Genomic DNA, 20,465 nt, shown 5'->3' on the forward strand with positions numbered 1-20,465 from the left:
CGTGGCCTGCAAGAGGTTCTCCAAGGGTTATCCACAGGCAGACTGACCTTATCTGTGTACAAGCCTTTGAAACTGCTGGTTTTTTGATCAATCGTCGCCAAGCCACGGCAGGCTTGACGCGCACGGCTCTTCCCCCAGGTTATCCACAGGCGGATGCACGGTTAATCTGGATAACCTGAACGCACTTCACTCCTCGCTGCGCAACACCAACTCCACCATCAGATCATCAGCCAGGGTTTCAAGCCCTGCCTGCAGATCGTCCAGCGACAAGCCCAACGGTACGCCGAGCACTGCATCGGCGTGGAACAGCAACTCGCTGCTCATGGGCGCCGGGGACACGTCGGTGATCAGGTGTTCGACGTTGACACCCTGCCCGGCCAGCAAGCGGGTGATGTCGCGCACAATGCCGGGGCGGTCGTTGCCGACCAGTTCCATGCTGATCGGGCGCGTGGCACCCGTGGTCTCGACCACGCTCTCGGCCAGTAGCATGCGGATGCCGTGGACCGACAAGTCGTTCAGCGCTTTGATCAGGTCGTCGTAGTGCTGTGGCTCGACACCGACCTTGAGAATCCCGGCGAACTGCCCGGCCATCCGTGACATGCGGCTTTCCAGCCAGTTGCCGCCCTGCTCGGCAATGCACTGGGCGATGCGTTCGACCTGGCCCGGTTTGTCGGGAGCAACCAGCGTTACGACGAGATGATCCACGGTCAATTCCTCTTTCTGTGCAGATGGTTTGAAAACGGCAACGGTCGCCCGAGTATAGGCCTGCTTGACGCGCAGCTCATGGATGGCAAATCGTGTGCCGTCCGGCTCGCTTTATGGAACAATCCTGAGCGCTTTCGAGCGCGCAGTGAACAGCGGTGTGATTCAATTCGCAAGCGCCGTCGTTCAGTGGCCTGTCTAGCGACGTTTTCACACGACTGCGGCTCATGTAGTATCCCGCAGCGAGCACTACATAACACCAAGATCAATGACAGAGCGCTCCCCGAGTGTGCTCGACCCTGCTGAGCAGAGTGAGGCAAGTGCAATGACTGAGTACGTTCAAGTCGGTGACCTGCAAGTCGCCAGAGTCCTGTTCGACTTCGTGCAAAACGAAGCCATCCCCGGAACCGGCGTCGATGCCGACGCGTTCTGGGCCGGTGCGGACAAGCTGATCCACGACCTCGCGCCAAAGAACAAGGCACTGCTCGTCAAACGTGATGAATTGCAGGCACAAATCGATGCCTGGCATCAGTCTCGCGCCGGACAGGCTCACGACGCCTCGGCCTACAAAGCCTTCCTTCAGGAAATCGGCTATCTGCTGCCTGAACCGGCAGGCTTTCAGATCACCACGCAAAATGTCGACGAAGAGATAGCCACGATGGCCGGCCCGCAACTGGTCGTGCCGGTGATGAACGCGCGCTTCGCGCTCAATGCATCCAACGCCCGCTGGGGCTCGCTGTATGACGCGCTGTACGGCACCGACGCCATCAGCGAAGACGGCGGCGCAGAAAAGGGCAAGGGCTACAACAAGGTACGTGGCGACAAGGTCATCGCCTTCGCCCGCGCCTTCCTGGACCAGGCCGCGCCACTGGCGGCGGGCTCCCATGTCGATTCGACGGCTTATAAAATGATCGACGGCAAACTGGTTGTCAGCCTCAAGGGCGGCAGCAACACCGGCCTGCACGATGACGCACAACTGGTCGGTTTACAGGGTGACGCCCTGGCGCCCTTCGCTGTGCTGTTCAAGCACAACGGCCTGCATTTCGAATTGCAGATCGACGCCGCAAGCCCGGTCGGCCAGACCGATCCGGCGGGCGTGAAAGACATCCTCATGGAGGCCGCACTGACCACCATCATGGATTGTGAAGACTCCATCGCGGCCGTCGACGCCGACGACAAAGTGGTGGTCTACCGCAATTGGCTGGGCCTGATGAAAGGTGATCTGGCTGAATCGGTCTCCAAGGGCGGCGACACCTTTACCCGCACCATGAACCCGGACCGGGTCTACACCACGCCGCAAGGCGGCGAAGTCACGCTGCACGGGCGCTCGTTGCTGTTCATCCGCAACGTGGGCCACTTGATGACCATCGACGCGATACTCGACAAGCAGGGCAACGAAGTGCCGGAAGGCATTCTCGACGGCCTGCTGACCAGCCTTGCCGCGATCCACAACCTCAATGGCAGCACCTCGCGCAGCAACAGCCGCAGCGGCTCGACGTACATCGTCAAACCGAAGATGCACGGGCCGGAAGAAGCCGCCTTCACTGACGAACTGTTCGGCCGTATCGAGCAAGTACTGGGCTTGCCGCGCAACACCCTGAAAGTCGGGATCATGGACGAAGAGCGCCGTACCACGGTCAACCTCAAGGCCTGCATCCAGGCGGCGAGCGAGCGCGTGGTATTCATCAACACCGGCTTCCTCGACCGCACCGGCGATGAAATCCACACCTCGATGGAAGCTGGCCCGGTGGTGCGCAAGGCGCAGATGAAAGCCGAAAAATGGATCTCGGCCTACGAGAACGCCAACGTCGATATCGGCCTGAAATGCGGCCTGCAAGGTCGCGCACAGATCGGCAAGGGCATGTGGGCCATGCCGGACCTGATGGCCGCCATGCTGGAGCAGAAAATCGCTCACCCACTGGCTGGCGCAAACACTGCATGGGTGCCCTCGCCCACCGCCGCTGCGCTGCACGCCCTGCATTATCACAAGGTCGACGTGTTCGCCCGTCAGGCCGAACTGGCCCAGCGTGAACAGGCCTCGGTGGATGACATCCTGACCATCCCGCTTGCGCCGAACACCGACTGGACGCCTGAAGAAATCCAGAACGAACTCGACAACAACGCCCAAGGCATCCTCGGCTATGTCGTGCGCTGGATCGACCAAGGCGTAGGTTGCTCGAAAGTACCGGACATCAACGACATCGGCCTGATGGAAGACCGCGCGACCTTGCGCATCTCCAGTCAGCACATGGCCAACTGGCTGCGTCACGGAGTGGTCACTGAAGCTCAAGTGCTGGAAAGCCTGAAGCGCATGGCACCGGTCGTAGACCGCCAGAACGCCAACGATCCGCTATACCGCCCACTCGCACCGGATTTCGACAGCAACATCGCCTTCCAGGCGGCCGTTGAACTGGTGATCGAAGGCACACGACAACCCAACGGCTACACCGAGCCGGTGCTGCACCGTCGTCGTCGTGAGTTCAAGGCTAAAAACGGGGTGTAACGCCCCCTGAAACAGGTGGGGTGTTTGTCCTCTCCGGACAAACACCCTTCTCCCATGGCGGCAGGCTCCGTGCGCTAACTCACCCCTAATTCCCGCTTCACCAGCTTCACCAACTGCTTGGTATTCAGCGGTTTGAGCAGGAAATCCACCACGCTCAAGTGCATGGCGTCGATGGCGTCGCGCACGTTAGCGTCGCCGGAAACGATGATGATGGGCAACTCGGCGCGATCCGACTCTCGGATCTTGCGGATCAGATGCAGTCCGTCGAAAGGGGCCATGCGCAGGTCGGTGATCAGCAAGCCGATGGACTGGCGGGTTTCGAGCATTCGCAGGGCGATGTCACCACCGGGCGCGGTCATGCAGCTGATGTCGTTGAGACTCAGGATCTCTGCCAGCAGTTCTCTCGCGTCACTGTCGTCATCAACGATCAGGACCCGCTGCGGCGCGTCGCGTTCGGGCGTGAGCATGACCTCATGGAGGGCATTGCGCTCTTCGTCGCTCAGAATATCGTGGTCAATCATTGCAGTCTCATCATTCCCTGGACTTATCCGACAACAGATTCAGATCAATCTGCGATGTATTTCGTCGGCATCCTGGCCAGGTGCTGCTCGCAATCCATTGCGTTTGTCCATCAGTTCTCCCGCGATCGTCCTGGCTGTGTCACTCGCCTGGGCGTAAGACTTACGTCCAATGGGCACCTGGTAGCAAGCGGCCGACCATGAGCACCAATAACAAGAACGCGGATCAGGCCATGAGCAAGGCAGATGCTTTCACCCAGGCAGGCAAGACAGCCGTGTTGCAGAACATACACGGCACCATGCAGTTCCTGCAAAAATTCCCGCCGTTCAACCAGATGGAAAACGCGCATCTGGCCTACCTTGTCGAGCAATGTCAGCTCAGGTTCTACGCCGCTGATGAGAGCATCATCAAGCCCGGCGATGGACCAGTAGAACATTTTTACATCGTCAAGCAGGGACGAATTGTCGGTGAACGCCCGCATTCTGCCAAAGGCGGCACTGAAACGACCTTCGAAATCACCACCGGCGAATGCTTCCCGCTGGCCGCTCTGCTGGGTGAGCGCGCCACCCGTACCGAGCATCTGGCCGCCGAGGATACGTTTTGCCTGCAACTGAACAAACAGGCGTTCATCAAGCTCTTCGCGCTGTCCACGACGTTTCGGGACTTCGCCTTGCGCGGGGTCAGCAGCCTGCTGGATCAGGTCAATCAGCAAGTCCAGCAGCGCGCCGCTGAGACCCTTGGCACCCAATACTCCCTGAACACGCGCTTGGGCGACCTGGCCATGCGTCACCCGGTGATGTGCAGCCCTGAGACGCCGATGCGCGACGCCGTGAAGCAAATGCACGAGCAACAGGTGGGCAGTATCGTGATCGTCGACGAACAGCAAGCACCGCTGGGTATCTTCACCCTGCGCGACCTGCGTGAAGCGGTTGCCGATGTGAATGCGGACTTCAGTGCGCCCGTGAGTTGCAGCATGAGCCGCTCGCCGTTTCATCTGAGCCCGGACGCCAGCGCCTTCGATGCGGCCATTGCCATGACGGAGCGCCACATTGCCCATGTGTGCCTGGTCAGAGATCGCCGATTGTGCGGAGTCGTGTCGGAGCGGGATCTGTTCTCCCTGCAGCGTGTAGACCTTGTGCATCTGGCGCGCACCATTCGCACTGCGCCACGGATCGAAGCGCTTGCGGGCATGCGTGGCGACATCGTTCAACTGGTCGACCGCATGCTGGCCCACGGCGCCTCTTCGACCCAGATCACCCAGATCATTACCCTGCTCAACGACCACACCGTCTGCCGGGTGATTGAACTGACACTGGCTGAAAAAGGCGACCCCGGCGTTGCATTCAGCTGGCTGTGTTTCGGCAGCGAAGGCCGACGCGAACAGACGCTGCACACCGATCAGGACAACGGCATTCTGTTCGAGGCCAACGATGCAGCCGAGGCCGAACATATCCGGACGCTGCTGCTGCCGATTGCCGAACGCATCAATCAGAGCCTGGCGCAGTGCGGCTTCACGCTGTGCAAAGGCAACATCATGGCGGGCAACCCTGACCTGTGCCTGTCACGACAAGAATGGTCACGCCGTTTTGCGGCGTTCATCCGCGAGGCCACGCCGGAAAACCTGCTGGCGTCGAGTATCTACTTTGACCTGCGCGTGGTCTGGGGCGATGAAAGCGGCGGCGAGCAATTGCGGCGCGGCATTCTTGATCAGGTCGCCGATAACCGGCTGTTCCAGCGCATGATGGCTGATAACGCCCTGCGTCAGCGTCCGCCGGTGGGCCGTTTCAAGGATTTCGTTCTGGCTCGCAAGGGCAATGAAAAAGACACCCTGGACCTCAAGACCGAAGGTTTGACGCCTTTTGTAGACGGCGCGAGGCTGCTGGCGCTGGCTAACGGCATTGCCGTCAACAACACTCAGGAACGACTGCGGCAACTGGTCGAACGCGAGGTCATCGATCCGCTGGATGGCGCCGCGTACCAAGAGGCTTACCACTTCATCCAGCAAACCCGCATGCAGCAGCATCAGTTGCAGAGTCGCCAGAACCTGGCGTACTCCAACCGCATCGACCCGGACACGCTCAACCATCTGGACCGCCGCATTCTGCGCGAATCGTTTCGTCAGGCGCAGCGGCTGCAAACCAGTCTCACGCTGCGCTACCAATTATGAATCTGTTCGAATGGCTGAAACCACGTCCGAAGACGACACACCTGGACGCCGGCCAACTGGCTCGGCTCAGGCGGTTGCCGACGTGTGCAACGCTCAGTGACAAGCCGTTGCGCCAACAGCGTTGGGTGGTGCTGGACCTTGAAACCAGCGGCCTGAACATGAGCCGCGATCAGGTGCTGTCCATCGGCGCGGTGGTTATTGCAGACGGCGCCATCGACCTGGGCCAACAGTTCGAGCGCACGCTGTTGCGCGTCGATCACAAGGTCAGCCCTGCCGTGTTGATTCACGGGCTGGCACCTAGCGCCATTGCGGCAGGCAGCGAACCTGTCGAAGCGTTACTGGATTTGATGGCGTTTGTCGGGGACAGCCCTGTTCTTGGTTTTCACGCGCCGTTTGATCAGCACATGCTGTCGCGCGCTTTGAAAGAAAGCCTGGGCTATCGGTTGCAGCATCCTTTTTTCGACGTGGCCGAAATCGCGCCGATGCTGTGCGAACAGGCTAACCTGCGTCACGCCGGGCTGGACGACTGGACCCGATTCTTCGGGCTGCATGCCGAGGAGCGCCACCACGCCAGCGCCGATGCTTTGGTGACTGCAGAGCTGGCGCTGATTCTGTTCAGCCATGCTCGCAAGCAGCGGATCGACAGCCCGCTGCTGCTTGACGAACGTCTGGGGCAGTGGCGCAGACGCAGGCAATCGCATTCGTTCTGATGGCTACTCGCATCATTGCGTCAAATCAGTTGCCCACGCTACCCCTTCCGCGTTTCAGGGTCGCTTCGCAGCCCATCGCGGACAAGTCCGCTCCCACAAAAGCCGCGCTTTTCGGACTGTTCAGGACTTGCGTTTAACGACCTGCACTCAACCCTGAGAAATAGTCTTGGCGATCACATCCACCGTCGCATCGACCTTTTCCCGGTAACGCTTCAGCTCGACCTTGTGCAGTTGCTCAAGCTCGATCTGTTGCGAACAGAGGTTCAGGGCGGCCAGGACCAGCAAGCGGTCCCCGATCAGGGTCGGGTATTTGCGCTTGGTGTCGGCCAGCGACGCATTGAGCATCGCGGCGGCCTTCATGAGCGTCAGGTCTTCGCCAGCCGGCGCTTTGACCGAGTACTCATTACCCAGAATCGAAAGAACGGTTACACCGCTGCCGTCGACGTTCATGCGCCGACAGCGCTTGCGCTGGTCGCGCGGTCAACCAGTGCCTGGATACGGGCGGCGGTGCTGCCCTGTTTTTCTTCCTGCTCCATCAGGCTCAGTTGCAAGTTCTCGTTCTCGTCCTTGGCTTTTGCCAGCTCGGCGCCGAGCTGTGCATTTGTGTCCTGAAGGGCCTGATTCTGTTGCACCAGATCACCGACAAGCTGTTCCAATTGGCTAAGGGAGGCTTCCAACATTTTGATTTCTCGAGCAAATTTCAACGGGCGCACACGATAAAGAAAAGTCACTGCGCATGCCAGCGCTCAGGGTTTGAATACTGACCTGCCACGGCATGGACACGTCGATAACGCAAACGCATAGGGGGCTTGTGACTGCGTATTCGGATTCCGGTTCCCGCTGTTCGTCAGACCGTCTCGGACTGCGACAAATGCGCACAGTCTCTGGGCAAACTGACATCACCCAAAAACCGCACACCCCAGCCTTTTCAACGGCTTGCGCCTGCCAATCACCTGACGACCTGAAAAGCGCCACCAACAGGTCATGCGTATTAAGTGCCTGCGGGCTCAAGACTTTAGTCGTATGACCGATAGGCAGCCATTCACTGCAATCACTGCACCCCTTCATCGTTAAATCGCATGGAATGCGTACCTGACCCCGGAAGCTTTCTATGTCCCTGCGAAATATGAACATCGCGCCCCGAGCCTTTCTTGGATTCGCCATGATCGGCGCACTCATGCTGATTCTCGGTGTCTTCGCCCTTTCACAGATGAGCAAGATCCGCAGCGCCACCGAAGTACTGGCCGACAACAATGTGCCCAGCATCAAGAGCCTGGATCGCTTCGCAGAAGTCAGCATTCGCCTGCGGGTTCTGTCTTACCGATTGCTGGTCAACCGCGATCCGGAAACCCAGCAGAAGACCATCGACCTGCTGGCAATGCGTAACAAACAGATCACCGACGCTCAGGCGATTTACGAAAAACTCATCAGCGATCCGAACGAGCGCAATCTTTACGGCCAATACGTTCAACTGCTGGGACAGTATCGCCAGCTGGAAGAACGTCTGAAGACGCTGACGCGCGCTAACAAGCTTGATGAGCTGCAGAACCTGCTCAACAACGAAATGGTCAGCAACTCCGACCAGATGAACGCCGTGCTCAGCAAACTGGTAGAGATCAATACGGTTCAGTTGAACCAGGTCAAAAAAGACGCCGCCAGCGAGTACGACTCGGCCTTGCATATGGTCATCGGGCTGCTGATCGCGGCGACCCTGCTGACCCTCGTGTTTGCCTGGATGCTGATCAAGAGCATCACTGCACCGATTGCCACCGCCCTTCACGCGGCGGAAACCATCGCCAAAGGCAACCTGACCCAGCCGATCCAGATTGACGGCACCGACGAAGCCGGTCGCTTGCTGCTGGCCATGAAAACCATGCAGGAAAAGCTGCGCGACACGCTGCAGGGTATTTCCGGCTCAGCCACGCAACTGGCCTCGGCCGCTGAAGAACTGAACGCCGTCACCGATGAAAGCGCACGCGGGCTGGTGCAGCAGAACAACGAAATCGAACAGGCGGCCACCGCGGTCAACGAAATGACCAGCGCCGTCGAAGAAGTGGCGCGCAATGCCGTCAGCACGTCGCAAGCGTCCCGCAATGCGGCAACGTCTGCTGGCGATGGTCGTGATCTGGTTCAGGAAACCGTTGGCGCCATCGAGCGCATGAGCGGCGATGTGAAAGGCACCGCCGAGCTGATCATCAACCTGGCCAACGAGTCCCGCGACATCGGCAAAGTGCTGGACGTGATTCGCGGCCTGGCCGACCAGACCAACTTGCTGGCGCTCAATGCGGCCATCGAAGCTGCACGCGCCGGTGAAGCCGGGCGAGGCTTTGCTGTGGTCGCCGACGAAGTCCGCGCCCTGGCGCACCGCACGCAGCAATCGACCAGCGAAATCGAACGCATGATCGGCAGCATTCAGAGTGGCACCGAACTGGCCGTCACCTCGATGCGCAGCAGCACCGAGCGCGCTGAATCGACGTTGAGCATCGCCAAAGGTGCGGGCCTGGCGCTGAACACCATCAATGTCGCTGTCGAAGAAATCAACGAGCGCAATATGGTCATCGCCAGCGCCGCCGAAGAGCAGGCTCAGGTCGCCCGCGAAGTGGACCGTAATCTGGTGAACATCCGCGACCTGTCGGCACAATCCACCACCGGCGCCAACCAGACCAGCGCCGCCAGCACCGAACTGTCACGCCTGGCTGTGGACCTCAACAGCATGGTGTCGCGCTTCGCGCTTTGATCACGCGAAAAAGCCAACTGGCGTACCGCCGCTGTGCGTCGGTACGCGCAACGATCAGTCGAACTACAGCCTCACACTCGCAAACGTCGACTCGTTGCGCGCCTGGCTCAGTGCCGACAGTGGGCCGGACATCGGGGCGAGTACCAGCGCCTGGGGGATTGGCATCATGGCAACCTGTTGCGCAGTGTTGGACCCCACGCGCTCATCGCGCGGCGGAATGCCGAAGTATTCGCGGTAGCACTTGGAGAAGTGCGGCGTCGACACGAAGCCGCACACCGCCGCCACTTCGATAATCGACATCGGCGTCTGCTTGAGCAATTGCCGGGCGCGGATCAGGCGCAGTTTCAGGTAATAGCGCGAGGGCGAGCAGTGCAGGTATTTCTGGAACAGTCGCTCCAGTTGCCTGCGTGACACGGCGACATACACCGCCAGTTCATCGAGGTCGATCGGCTCTTCGAGGTTGGCTTCCATCAGCGCCACAATCTCTTGCAGCTTGGGCTGATTGGTGCCGAGCATGTGCTTGAGCGGGACGCGTTGGTGGTCCTGCTCGTTGCGAATGCGCTCGTAGACGAACATCTCGGAAATCGCCGCCGACAATTCACGACCGTGGTCACGACTGATCAGGTGCAGCATCATGTCCAGCGGAGCCGTGCCACCAGAGCTGGTGAAGCGGTTGCGGTCCAGCGTGAACAGCCGAGTGCTCATCGACACCCGCGGGAAGGCTTCCTGCATCGACGCCAGGCATTCCCAATGCACGCTGCAGTCAAAACCGTCCAGCAACCCGGCGCACGCCAGTGCCCAACTGCCCGTGCAAACTGCGCCGAGGCGACGCGACTGACGCGCCTGGCTCTGTAGCCAGCTCACATGCTCACGCGTCACGGCACGCTGGATACCCACGCCGCCACAGACAATGACGGTATCGAGCGCCGGTGCCTTGTTCATGGCGGCATCCGGTGTGATCTGCAGGCCGTCACTGGCCCAGACCTGCGCACCGTCCAGGCTCAATGTGGTCCAGCGATACAGCTCACGACCCGAAAGCTGATTGGCCATGCGGAGGGGTTCTACCGCCGATGCGAGGGAGATCAGGGTGAAGTTATCCAGCAGCAGAAAACCGATGGATTGTGGCGCGCGGTTCTGGGATTGAGTCCCAGGATTGAACGATGTCATCACACTATCTCCTCACACGTGGCTGTGGTTGGCCTCAGGACGGGCTCTTCTTATAGCCCTTTCCATTACAGGGCCTGATGAGGACATCGCAAATCTCATGCCGCAAATTGACCACGTGTTCAATAACACCTGAAAACGACGTCGCAAGCGCCTGACCAGCAGCGACCCCAATGCCTGTTTGCGACGCCAGCGCCCATCGACAGCGGTATCCGGTGAGCAATTCGGTAGCACTTCAAAGAAACACCGAGGGCACGGGCACACCCCGAGTGCTACTCAAAGCACGCCCGAAATGCCAGGTGGCCGATAGCGTCACGCGCTAAAAGGTGGCGGCCGAAAAGGCCTGTGTTCGAAAATCGCGCAGTGGCCGCAAATCCCCTCTGTCACGTCGATCAGGCGGCAAAAGTCCCCCCGACAGTGAACTTGTCGGCGTAACCTCCCTCCAAAGCACCGCGTTCGCGCAGGCACCGACCTGCCAACCGACGCTGCCAAAACGCGCAGCGATTGCGTAACGTACTGGCCGCTTTTCAGCAGTTCCAACACTGCAATCAGGCGCGCGTACGGTGCAATGAATCTGTAAGCGACCTTGCGCGCACTGGATACGACGCCTCCTGCACTGGATACGACGCCCCCTGTAGGCGTTTGATTTTCCCTGTTACATGATCGGATCCGACTCGATCGCCCGGCGCAGTGATGGAGCTTCGCGAAGAGCCTCGCCGACCCATAAGCCGCGTCAGCGTTCACCTGCTGATGACCACAAGAAACTCACAGGAGTCCACCCCATGAAAGGTTCCAAATCGCTGCTCTTGGCCGCTACGCTCTGTATGCCGGTGCTTGCACAGGCAGCCGAGCCAGAGGCCTGTCATACGGTCAACTTCTCCGACGTCGGCTGGACCGACATTACCGTCACCACTGCGGTGACCAGCGCGGTACTCGAGTCGCTGGGCTACACCACCAAGACCACCATGATTTCCGTACCGGTGACCTACAAGTCGCTGGCAGACGGCAAGAACATGGACGTTTTCCTCGGCAACTGGATGCCAACCATGGAAAACGACATCAAGCCTTATCGCGAAGCCGGGACCGTCGAAACCGTGCGTGCCAACCTGGAGAACGCCAAATACACCCTGGCTGTTCCACAGGCGCTGTACGACAAAGGCCTGCATGATTTCGCCGACATCGCCAAATTCAAGAAAGAACTGGGCGGCAAGATTTACGGCATCGAGCCTGGCAACGACGGCAACCGCCTGATCCAGAGCATGATCGACAAGAACGCGTTCGGCCTGAAAGACGCGGGCTTCAAGGTTGTGGAATCGAGCGAGGCAGCCATGCTCTCGCAGGTCGACCGCGCCGTTAAACGCAAAAACGATGTGGTGTTCCTGGGCTGGGAGCCGCACCCGATGAACACGCGCTTCAAGATGAAATATCTTACCGGCGGTGATGACTTCTTCGGCCCCAACTATGGCCAGGCGACTATCTACACCAACACCCGCAAAGGCTACAGTCAGGAATGCAGCAACGTAGGTCAGTTGCTCAAGAACCTGTCCTTCACACTGGACATGGAAAGCACCCTGATGGGCAACGTGCTGGATGACAAAATGAAGCCTGATGCCGCCGCCAAGGCGTGGATCAAAAAGAACCCGCAAGTGCTGGATACCTGGCTCGCAGGCGTGACCACGGTTGATGGCAAACCCGGGCTGGAGGCAGCCAAAGCCAAGCTGACCCAGTAAGCCGACAGCAGGCGGGTCTGCCCCGCCTGCTGCCCTCTTCACCCTCCGCAAGCGGATACCCGATACCATGCTGACTGATCAAAAAATCCCTCTGGGCGAGTACATCGCCGCATTTGTCGACTGGTTGACGGCCAACGGCGCCGACTACTTCGACGCGATTGCCTCGACACTGGAAATGATGATCCACGGGTTCACCTTCGCGTTGACCTGGTTCAACCCACTGGTATTGATCGCCCTGATCGCCGGCCTCGCGCACTTCATCCAGCGCAAGTGGGGCCTTACGGTCTTCGTCATTCTTTCGTTTCTGTTGATCCTGAACCTGCACTACTGGCAGGAAACCATGGAAACCCTGGCCCAGGTCCTGTTCGCGACCCTTGTCTGTGTCGTCATTGGCGTGCCGCTGGGCATTATTGCCGCGCACAAGCCGCTGTTCTACACCATCATCCGGCCGATACTCGACCTGATGCAGACCGTGCCCACCTTCGTTTATCTGATCCCGACGCTCACGCTGTTCGGCCTCGGCGTAGTACCCGGCCTTATCTCGACGGTGGTGTTCGCCATTGCCGCACCGATACGCCTGACGTACCTGGGCATCCGCGACGTGCCTCAGGAACTGCTCGACGCTGGCAAGGCCTTCGGCTCGTCCCACCGCCAGTTGCTGACCCGTATCGAGCTGCCCTATGCCATGCCCAGCATCGCAGCCGGTATTACCCAGTGCATCATGCTGTCACTGTCGATGGTGGTGATTGCCGCACTGGTCGGTGCCGACGGTCTGGGCAAGCCCGTGGTCAACGCACTCAACACAGCCGACATCGCCCTCGGTTTCGAAGCCGGTCTGGCAATCGTATTGCTGGCAATCATGCTCGACCGCATCTGCAAACAACCCGAAGCCAAAAAAGGGTCCGACGCATGAGTATCATCAAATTCGACAAGGTAGACGTCATCTTCGCCAAGGACCCGCGTGAAGCCCTCAAGCTGCTGGACGAAGGCCTCACGCGTGATCAGATTCTCAAGAAAACCGGGCAGATCGTCGGCGTTGAAAACGCCAGCCTGGATATCGAGAAAGGTGAAATCTGTGTCCTCATGGGCCTTTCCGGCTCGGGAAAATCCAGCCTGTTGCGCTGCATCAACGGCCTTAACACGGTCAGCCGTGGCTCGTTGTTCGTGGAGCATGAAGGCTCGCAGATCAACATTGCCAATTGCAGCGCAGCCGAGCTGAAAATGATGCGCACCAAACGCATCGCGATGGTGTTCCAGAAATTCGCCCTGATGCCCTGGCTGACAGTGCGCGAAAACATCAGTTTCGGCTTGGAAATGCAGGGTCGCCCTGAAAAAGAGCGGCGCAAACTGGTGGACGAGAAGCTCGAGCTGGTGGGGCTGACCCAATGGCGCAACAAGAAGCCGGACGAACTCTCTGGCGGCATGCAACAGCGCGTGGGTCTGGCCCGTGCGCTGGCGATGGATGCCGATATCTTGCTGATGGACGAACCGTTCTCGGCGCTTGATCCGCTCATCCGCCAAGGGCTGCAAGACGAGCTGCTCACGCTGCAAAGCAAACTGAGCAAGACCATTGTCTTCGTCAGCCACGACCTGGATGAGGCGCTGAAACTCGGCAGCCGCATCGCAATCATGAAAGACGGCCGCATCGTTCAGTACAGCGTGCCGGAGCAGATCGTCCTCAACCCTGCCGATGAGTACGTGCGCACGTTCGTTGCGCACACCAACCCGTTGAACGTCCTGTGCGGTCGCAGCCTGATGCGCACGGTCGATGAATGCACCCACGTCAACGGTTCGGTGTGCCTCGACCCGAGTGGCGATTCGTGGCTCGATCTGGCCGAAGGCAATGTGATCAAAGGCGCGCGACAAGGCGCCGCTCCGCTTGATCTGCAGAACTGGACGCCCGGCCAGGACGTCGGCTCTCTGGACCGACGCCCTACCCTCGTGCATTCCAACATCGGCATGCGCGACGCGTTACAGATCCGCTACCAGACCGGCAACAAACTGGTCTTGCAGGACGGCAATAAAGTGGTCGGCATTCTGGGTGATACCGAGCTGTACCACGCGTTGCTGGGCAAAAACCACGGCTAAGGCCTGAAACAGACAAGCTCACTCCCCTGCGCGGGCATTGCACCCGCCGGGAGCGGGCTTGTGTTCATCAAACGCAGCTCCCCTCCGCATCCCCGCTTTCGTCTATTTTCACTCCCCCGTCTCCCATGTCGTAAACGCACCTTTGTGTGGCGTCCATAGGCATTTGACGACTTCGGTCCGGCCCTACCATCGCTCTCAGAGGGCTCCTTAGGCCCTAACGACAAGTCAGGCGCCGCGCCGCCGCTGGGAGATCCGCGATGTTCAGCAAGCAAGACCAGATCCAGGGTTATGACGACGCACTGATGTCGGCGATGAACGCCGAAGAGCAGCGTCAGGAAGACCATATCGAGCTGATCGCCTCGGAGAACTACACCAGCAAACGCGTGATGCAGGCCCAGGGCAGCGGCCTGACCAACAAGTACGCCGAGGGCTATCCGGGCAAGCGTTATTACGGCGGCTGCGAGCATGTCGACAAGGTCGAGCAACTGGCCATCGAACGTGCCAAACAGTTGTTCGGTGCCGACTACGCCAACGTCCAGCCACACTCCGGCAGCCAGGCCAACGCCGCTGTCTATCTGGCGCTGCTTCAGGCTGGCGATACCGTGCTGGGCATGAGCCTGGCCCACGGCGGCCATCTGACACACGGTGCCAAGGTCAGCTTTTCCGGCAAGCTGTACAACGCTGTGCAGTACGGTATCGACACCACCACCGGGCTGATCGATTACGACGAGGTCGAGCGTATCGCCGTCGAATGTCAGCCGAAAATGATCATTGCCGGGTTTTCGGCCTATTCCAAGACCCTGGACTTCCCGCGCTTTCGGGAAATCGCCGACAAGGTAGGGGCTTACCTGTTCGTCGACATGGCCCACGTCGCGGGGTTGGTTGCGGCTGGCCTTTACCCGAACCCGCTGCCCTACGCCGACGTGGTCACCACCACCACGCACAAGACCCTGCGCGGCCCACGCGGCGGCCTGATTCTGGCCAAAGCCAACGAAGAGCTTGAAAAGAAATTCAACTCCGCCGTTTTCCCCGGCGGTCAGGGCGGCCCGCTGATGCACGTCATCGCCGCCAAGGCGGTGTGCTTCAAGGAAGCGATGGAGCCTGGCTTCAAAGCCTACCAACAACAAGTGATCGACAACGCGCAAGCAATGGCGCAGGTGTTTATCGACCGTGGCTTCGACGTGGTCTCCGGTGGCACCGACAACCACCTGTTTCTGGTCAGCCTGATCCGCCAGGGCCTGACCGGCAAGGACGCCGACGCCGCGCTGGGCCGTGCGCACATCACCGTCAACAAGAATTCGGTGCCTAATGATCCGCAATCACCGTTCGTGACATCCGGCCTGCGTATCGGCACACCGGCCGTGACCACGCGCGGTTTCAAGGAGACCCAGTGCATCGCGCTGGCAGGCTGGATTTGCGACATTCTCGACAGTCTCGGCGATGCCGATGTCGAGGCCAACGTCGCCAGTCATGTCGCCACCCTGTGCGCCGATTTCCCGGTCTATCGCTGAGTCAGGAGTAGCCTCACATGCAGCATTACTCAGGCTTCGGCCTTCTCAAGCATTCCCTCAGCCATCACGAAAACTGGCAGCGCATGTGGCGCACGCCAACGCCGAAGAAGGTCTATGACGTCGTGATCGTCGGCGGTGGGGGCCACGGGCTGGCGACCGCTTATTACCTGGCCAAGGAACACGGCATCACCAATGTGGCGGTGGTCGAAAAAGGCTGGCTGGGCGGCGGCAACACCGCTCGCAACACGACCATCGTGCGCTCCAATTACCTGTGGGACGAGTCTGCGCACCTTTACGAACACGCCATGAAACTGTGGGAAGGCCTGTCTCAGGACCTGAATTACAACGTCATGTTTTCCCAGCGCGGCGTGTACAACCTGTGCCACACCCTGCAGGACATGCGTGACTCGGAACGCCGTGTCAGCGCCAACCGTCTGAATGGCGTGGACGGCGAGTTGCTCAATGGCAAGCAGGTCGCGGACGAAATCCCGTACCTGGATTGCTCGAAAAACACCCGCTATCCGATTATCGGCGCGACCGTTCAACGGCGTGGCGGCGTGGCCCGTCACGACGCCGTGGCCTGGGGCTTCGCACGTGCTGCCGACGCCTTGGGCGTCGACCTGATCCAGCAGACCGAAGTCATCGGTTTTCGCAAGGAAAACGGCGTGTGCATCGGCGTCGAAACCAACAAGGGTTTCATTGGTGCCAAACGGGTTGGCGTTGTAACAGCCGGTAATTCCGGGCACATGGCCAAACTCGCCGGCTTTCGTCTGCCGATTGAATCACACCCCTTGCAGGCGCTGGTCTCCGAGCCGATCAAGCCGATTATCGACAGCGTCATCATGTCCAACGCCGTACACGGCTACATCAGCCAGTCCGACAAGGGCGACCTGGTGATCGGGGCCGGTATCGACAGCTGGGTCGGTTACGGCCAGCGCGGCTCGTACCCGGTGATCGAACACACCATTCAGGCCATCGTCGAGATGTTCCCGGTGCTGTCCCGCGTGCGCATGAACCGCCAATGGGGCGGCATCGTCGACACCACGCCGGATGCCTGCCCGATCATCTCCAAGACACCGGTGCCGAACATGTTTTTCAACTGCGGCTGGGGCACCGGTGGCTTCAAGGCCACGCCTGGCTCGGGCAACGTGTTTGCCGCCAGCCTCGCCAAAGGCGAAATGCACCCGCTGGCCAAGCCATTCTCCATCGACCGTTTCCATAACGGCGCGCTCATCGACGAACACGGCGCTGCGGCCGTGGCCCACTAACAGGAGAACCCGACCATGCTGTATATCTTCTGTCCTCACTGTGGCGAACTGCGCTCCGAAGAGGAATTCCACCCGTCCGGCCAGGCGCACATTCCGCGCCCGCTGGACCCCACTGCGTGTACCGATGAGCAATGGGGCGACTACATGTTCTTCCGCGACAACCCGCGTGGTTTGCACCATGAACTGTGGATTCACGCCGCCGGTTGCCGGCAGTACTTCAACATGACGCGTAACACTGTGACCTACGAGATTCTCGAAACCTATCCGATTGGTGCGAAGCCGCAGTTCACGGACCAGGGAGACAAGGCATGAGCCAGACCCATCGTTTGCCCAACGGCGGCCGCATCAACCGCAGCAAGGTGATCAATTTCACTTTCAACGGCCAGACCTATCAGGGCTTTGAAGGCGACTCGCTGGCGTCCGCGCTGCTGGCCAATGGCGTCGCCATCATTGGTCGCAGTTTCAAGTACTCCCGGCCACGCGGCATTTTTGCGGCAGGCTCGGAAGAGCCGAATGCCGTGTTGCAGATCGGCGCGACCGAAGCGACGCAGATCCCCAACGTGCGTGCCACCCAGCAAGCGCTGTATTCCGGACTGGTAGCGACCAGCACCAATGGCTGGCCGAGTGTGAACACCGACCTGATGGGCATTCTGGGCAAGGTCGGCGGCAAGCTGATGCCGCCGGGTTTCTACTACAAAACCTTCATGTACCCGCAATCGTTCTGGATGACTTACGAGAAGTACATCCGCAAGGCCGCGGGCCTCGGCCGCTCTCCGACCGAGAACGATCCGGACAGCTACGACGCGATGAATCAGCACTGTGACGTGCTGATTGTCGGCGCGGGTCCTGCCGGTCTGGCCGCCGCGCTGGCTGCGGGCCGCAGCGGTGCCCGAGTGATCGTCGCCGACGAACAGGAAGAATTCGGCGGCAGTCTGCTCGACAGCCGTGAAAGCCTGGATGGCAAACCCGCGGCTGAATGGGTCACCAGCGTGGTGGCCGAACTGAAAAGCCTGCGCAACGTAACCTTGCTGCCTCGCGCGACAGTCAACGGCTACCACGACCACAATTTCCTGACCATTCACGAGCGCCTGACCGATCACCTCGGCGACCGCGCGCCCATCGGCATGGTTCGCCAGCGCATGCATCGCGTGCGCGCCAAACGTGTGGTGCTGGCCGCCGGTACTCACGAGCGTCCGCTGGTCTACGGCAACAACGATGTGCCGGGCAACATGCTGGCCGGTGCAGTGTCGACGTACGTGCGTCGTTACGGTGTCGCGCCGGGCAAAAAACTCGTGTTGTCCACCAACAACGACCACGCCTACCGCGTCGCACTGGACTGGCTCGACGCCAGCCTGCACGTGGTCGCCATTGCCGATGCACGACACAACCCGCGCGGTCCGCTGGTGGAAGAAGCTCGCGCCAAAGGCATTCGCATCTTGACCGGCAGCGCGGTCATCGAGGCGCGTGGCAGTAAACACGTAACCGCTGCGCGCGTTGCCGCCATCGACGTCAAGGCACACAGCGTCACCAGCCCGGGCGAGTGGCTCGAGTGCGGCCTGGTTGCCAGCTCCGGCGGTTACAGCCCGATTGTGCATCTGGCCTCGCACCTGGGCGGCAAACCCGTCTGGCGTGAAGACATCCTCGGTTTCGTGCCGGGCGAAGCGCCGCAGAAACGTATCTGTGTCGGTGGCGTGAACGGCGTCTACAGTCTGGCCGACAGCCTGGCCGATGGCTTCGAAGGTGGCGTACGTGCTGCCAGTGAAGCCGGCTTCAAGATTGTCGAAGGCGTGATGCCCAAAGCCCTCAGCCGTGCGGAAGAACCGACCCTGGCGCTGTTCCAGGTGCCGCATGAAAAAGGCACTGCACGCGCGCCCAAGCAATTCGTCGATTTCCAGAACGACGTGACCGCCGCGGCCATCGAACTCGCGACCCGTGAGGGCTTCGAGTCGGTCGAACACGTCAAGCGCTACACCGCGCTGGGCTTTGGCACCGATCAGGGCAAGCTGGGCAACGTCAACGGTCTGGCCATTGCCGCCCGCTCGCTGAACGTGTCGATCCCGGACATGGGCACCACCATGTTCCGCCCCAACTACACGCCAGTGACTTTCGGCGCGATTGCCGGGCGGCACTGCAAACACATTTTCGAGCCGGTGCGCTTCACCGCCCTGCACGCTTGGCACATCAAGAACGGTGCCGAGTTCGAAGACGTCGGCCAGTGGAAGCGGCCGTGGTACTTCCCGAAAAACGGCGAGGACCTGCCTGCCGCCGTAGCCCGTGAATGCAAGGCAGTCCGCGACAGTGTCGGCCTGCTGGACGCCTCGACCCTGGGCAAGATCGACATTCAGGGCCCGGACGCGCGTGAGTTCCTCAACCGGATCTACACCAACGCCTGGACCAAGCTGGACGTGGGCAAGGCGCGCTATGGCCTGATGTGCAAGGAAGACGGCATGGTCTTCGATGACGGCGTAACGGCCTGCCTCGCCGACAATCACTTCCTGATGACCACCACCACGGGCGGCGCTGCGCGGGTCCTGCAATGGCTGGAAATCTATCAGCAGACCGAATGGCCTGACCTGAAAGTGTACTTCACATCAGTGACCGATCACTGGGCGACCCTGACGCTGTCCGGCCCCAACAGCCGCAAGCTGCTCAGCGAAGTGACCGATATCGACCTGGGCCGCGAGGCCTTTCCGTTCATGACCTGGAAAGAGGGTCTGGTCGCCGGCGTGCCTGCTCGGGTGTTCCGTATCTCGTTTACCGGCGAGCTGTCCTACGAGGTCAACATTCAGGCCGATTACGCGATGGGCGTCCTGGAAAAGATCGCCGAGGCTGGCAAGCCGTACAACCTGACGCCTTACGGCACCGAAACCATGCACGTATTGCGCGCCGAAAAGGGCTTCATCATCGTCGGTCAGGACACCGACGGCTCGATGACTCCGGACGATCTGAACATGGGCTGGTGTGTCGGGCGGACCAAGCCATTCTCGTGGATCGGCTGGCGCGGCATGAACCGCGAAGATTGCGTCAGGGAACAGCGCAAGCAACTGGTCGGCCTCAAACCCGTGAACCCGACCCAGTGGCTGCCGGAAGGTGCGCAACTGGTGTTCGACACCCAACAGGCCATCCCGATGAACATGGTCGGCCACGTGACTTCCAGCTACGCGCACAACTCGCTGGGCTATTCGTTCGCGATGGGTGTGGTCAAAGGCGGCCTGAATCGTATGGGCGAGCGGGTGTTCGCGCCCTTGGCAGACGGCAGCGTGATCGAAGCCGAGATCGTCTCGTCGGTGTTCTTCGACCCGAAAGGCGAGCAGCAGAATGTCGAGTAAAACACGGTGCGCCGATCAGCAGCAGCAAACAGCATTC

The 20,465-nt window shown here is 60.2% G+C and carries 16 protein-coding genes and 1 pseudogene; 12 read left to right on the forward strand and 5 right to left on the reverse strand.

What is annotated here, in order from left to right; translation table 11 throughout:
* Positions 1-186: 186 nt before the first annotated feature.
* A complete protein-coding gene (locus tag BW686_RS14285; RefSeq protein ID WP_084917827.1) occupies positions 187-705 on the reverse strand; it encodes a glycine cleavage system protein R in 519 nt (172 codons plus the stop codon).
* 322 nt (positions 706-1,027) lie between these two features.
* Between BW686_RS14285 and BW686_RS14290 the strand changes: the two genes are divergently transcribed.
* Positions 1,028-3,205: a malate synthase G gene (locus BW686_RS14290; RefSeq protein WP_084917829.1), complete on the forward strand. Its 2,178-nt coding sequence runs from the start codon at positions 1,028-1,030 to the stop codon at positions 3,203-3,205.
* Between the two features lie 74 nt (positions 3,206-3,279).
* On the opposite strand, the gene BW686_RS14295 is transcribed toward BW686_RS14290, so the two are convergent.
* Complete coding sequence (locus BW686_RS14295) at positions 3,280-3,726, reverse strand: response regulator (protein ID WP_084917831.1); 447 nt, start codon at positions 3,724-3,726, stop codon at positions 3,280-3,282.
* Positions 3,727-3,956: 230 nt separating this feature from the next.
* Between BW686_RS14295 and BW686_RS14300 the strand changes: the two genes are divergently transcribed.
* Complete coding sequence (locus BW686_RS14300) at positions 3,957-5,891, forward strand: DUF294 nucleotidyltransferase-like domain-containing protein (RefSeq protein WP_084918078.1); 1,935 nt, start codon at positions 3,957-3,959, stop codon at positions 5,889-5,891.
* A complete protein-coding gene (locus BW686_RS14305) occupies positions 5,888-6,601 on the forward strand; it encodes a 3'-5' exonuclease (protein WP_084917833.1) in 714 nt (237 codons plus the stop codon). Before BW686_RS14300 ends, BW686_RS14305 begins: the two co-directional genes overlap by 4 nt.
* Positions 6,602-6,748: 147 nt before the next feature.
* Here the strand turns inward: BW686_RS14305 and BW686_RS14310 are convergent, their stop codons facing one another.
* Together BW686_RS14310 and BW686_RS14315 are read right to left on the reverse strand one after the other, a co-directional pair.
* Positions 6,749-7,051 (reverse strand): cell division protein ZapA, encoded by a 303-nt coding sequence (locus BW686_RS14310; RefSeq protein WP_005896439.1) that lies wholly within the window; start codon positions 7,049-7,051, stop codon positions 6,749-6,751.
* Complete coding sequence (locus BW686_RS14315; protein ID WP_002555595.1) at positions 7,048-7,281, reverse strand: hypothetical protein; 234 nt, start codon at positions 7,279-7,281, stop codon at positions 7,048-7,050. Before BW686_RS14315 ends, BW686_RS14310 begins: the two co-directional genes overlap by 4 nt.
* Before the next feature lie 446 nt (positions 7,282-7,727).
* Here BW686_RS14315 and BW686_RS27690 point away from each other — a divergent pair.
* Positions 7,728-8,483: pseudogene (locus tag BW686_RS27690) on the forward strand (MCP four helix bundle domain-containing protein); the annotation flags it as partial.
* Positions 8,475-9,338, forward strand: coding sequence for a methyl-accepting chemotaxis protein (locus BW686_RS27695; RefSeq protein WP_444860436.1), 864 nt, complete (start codon positions 8,475-8,477; stop codon positions 9,336-9,338). The pseudogene BW686_RS27690 and the gene BW686_RS27695, both read left to right, overlap by 9 nt.
* A 63-nt stretch (positions 9,339-9,401) precedes the next feature.
* On the opposite strand, the gene BW686_RS14325 is transcribed toward BW686_RS27695, so the two are convergent.
* Entirely contained in the window at positions 9,402-10,505 is a 1,104-nt protein-coding gene (locus tag BW686_RS14325; RefSeq protein WP_084917837.1) for a GlxA family transcriptional regulator, read from the reverse strand.
* Positions 10,506-11,284: 779 nt separating this feature from the next.
* Between BW686_RS14325 and BW686_RS14335 the strand changes: the two genes are divergently transcribed.
* The 7 genes from BW686_RS14335 (at position 11,285) to BW686_RS14365 (ending at position 20,428) form a co-directional block, all read left to right on the forward strand.
* Positions 11,285-12,232, forward strand: coding sequence for a choline ABC transporter substrate-binding protein (locus BW686_RS14335; protein ID WP_002555598.1), 948 nt, complete (start codon positions 11,285-11,287; stop codon positions 12,230-12,232).
* A 67-nt stretch (positions 12,233-12,299) separates the two neighbouring features.
* Positions 12,300-13,145, forward strand: coding sequence for a choline ABC transporter permease subunit (gene choW, locus BW686_RS14340; protein ID WP_084917839.1), 846 nt, complete (start codon positions 12,300-12,302; stop codon positions 13,143-13,145).
* A complete protein-coding gene (choV, locus tag BW686_RS14345; protein ID WP_084917842.1) occupies positions 13,142-14,320 on the forward strand; it encodes a choline ABC transporter ATP-binding protein in 1,179 nt (392 codons plus the stop codon). Before choW ends, choV begins: the two co-directional genes overlap by 4 nt.
* A gap of 257 nt (positions 14,321-14,577) precedes the next feature.
* A complete protein-coding gene (gene glyA, locus BW686_RS14350; protein WP_084917844.1) occupies positions 14,578-15,831 on the forward strand; it encodes a serine hydroxymethyltransferase in 1,254 nt (417 codons plus the stop codon).
* Positions 15,832-15,848: 17 nt separating this feature from the next.
* On the forward strand, positions 15,849-17,099 hold the full coding sequence (locus tag BW686_RS14355) for a sarcosine oxidase subunit beta family protein (protein WP_084917846.1): 1,251 nt from the start codon (positions 15,849-15,851) through the stop codon (positions 17,097-17,099).
* Positions 17,100-17,114: 15 nt separating this feature from the next.
* Positions 17,115-17,411 (forward strand): sarcosine oxidase subunit delta, encoded by a 297-nt coding sequence (locus tag BW686_RS14360; RefSeq protein ID WP_084917848.1) that lies wholly within the window; start codon positions 17,115-17,117, stop codon positions 17,409-17,411.
* Positions 17,408-20,428 (forward strand): sarcosine oxidase subunit alpha, encoded by a 3,021-nt coding sequence (locus BW686_RS14365; protein WP_084917850.1) that lies wholly within the window; start codon positions 17,408-17,410, stop codon positions 20,426-20,428. Before BW686_RS14360 ends, BW686_RS14365 begins: the two co-directional genes overlap by 4 nt.
* Positions 20,429-20,465 lie beyond the last annotated feature (37 nt).

The organism is Pseudomonas syringae, assembly GCF_002157375.1.
GTDB classification, from domain to species: domain Bacteria; phylum Pseudomonadota; class Gammaproteobacteria; order Pseudomonadales; family Pseudomonadaceae; genus Aquipseudomonas; species Aquipseudomonas syringae_T.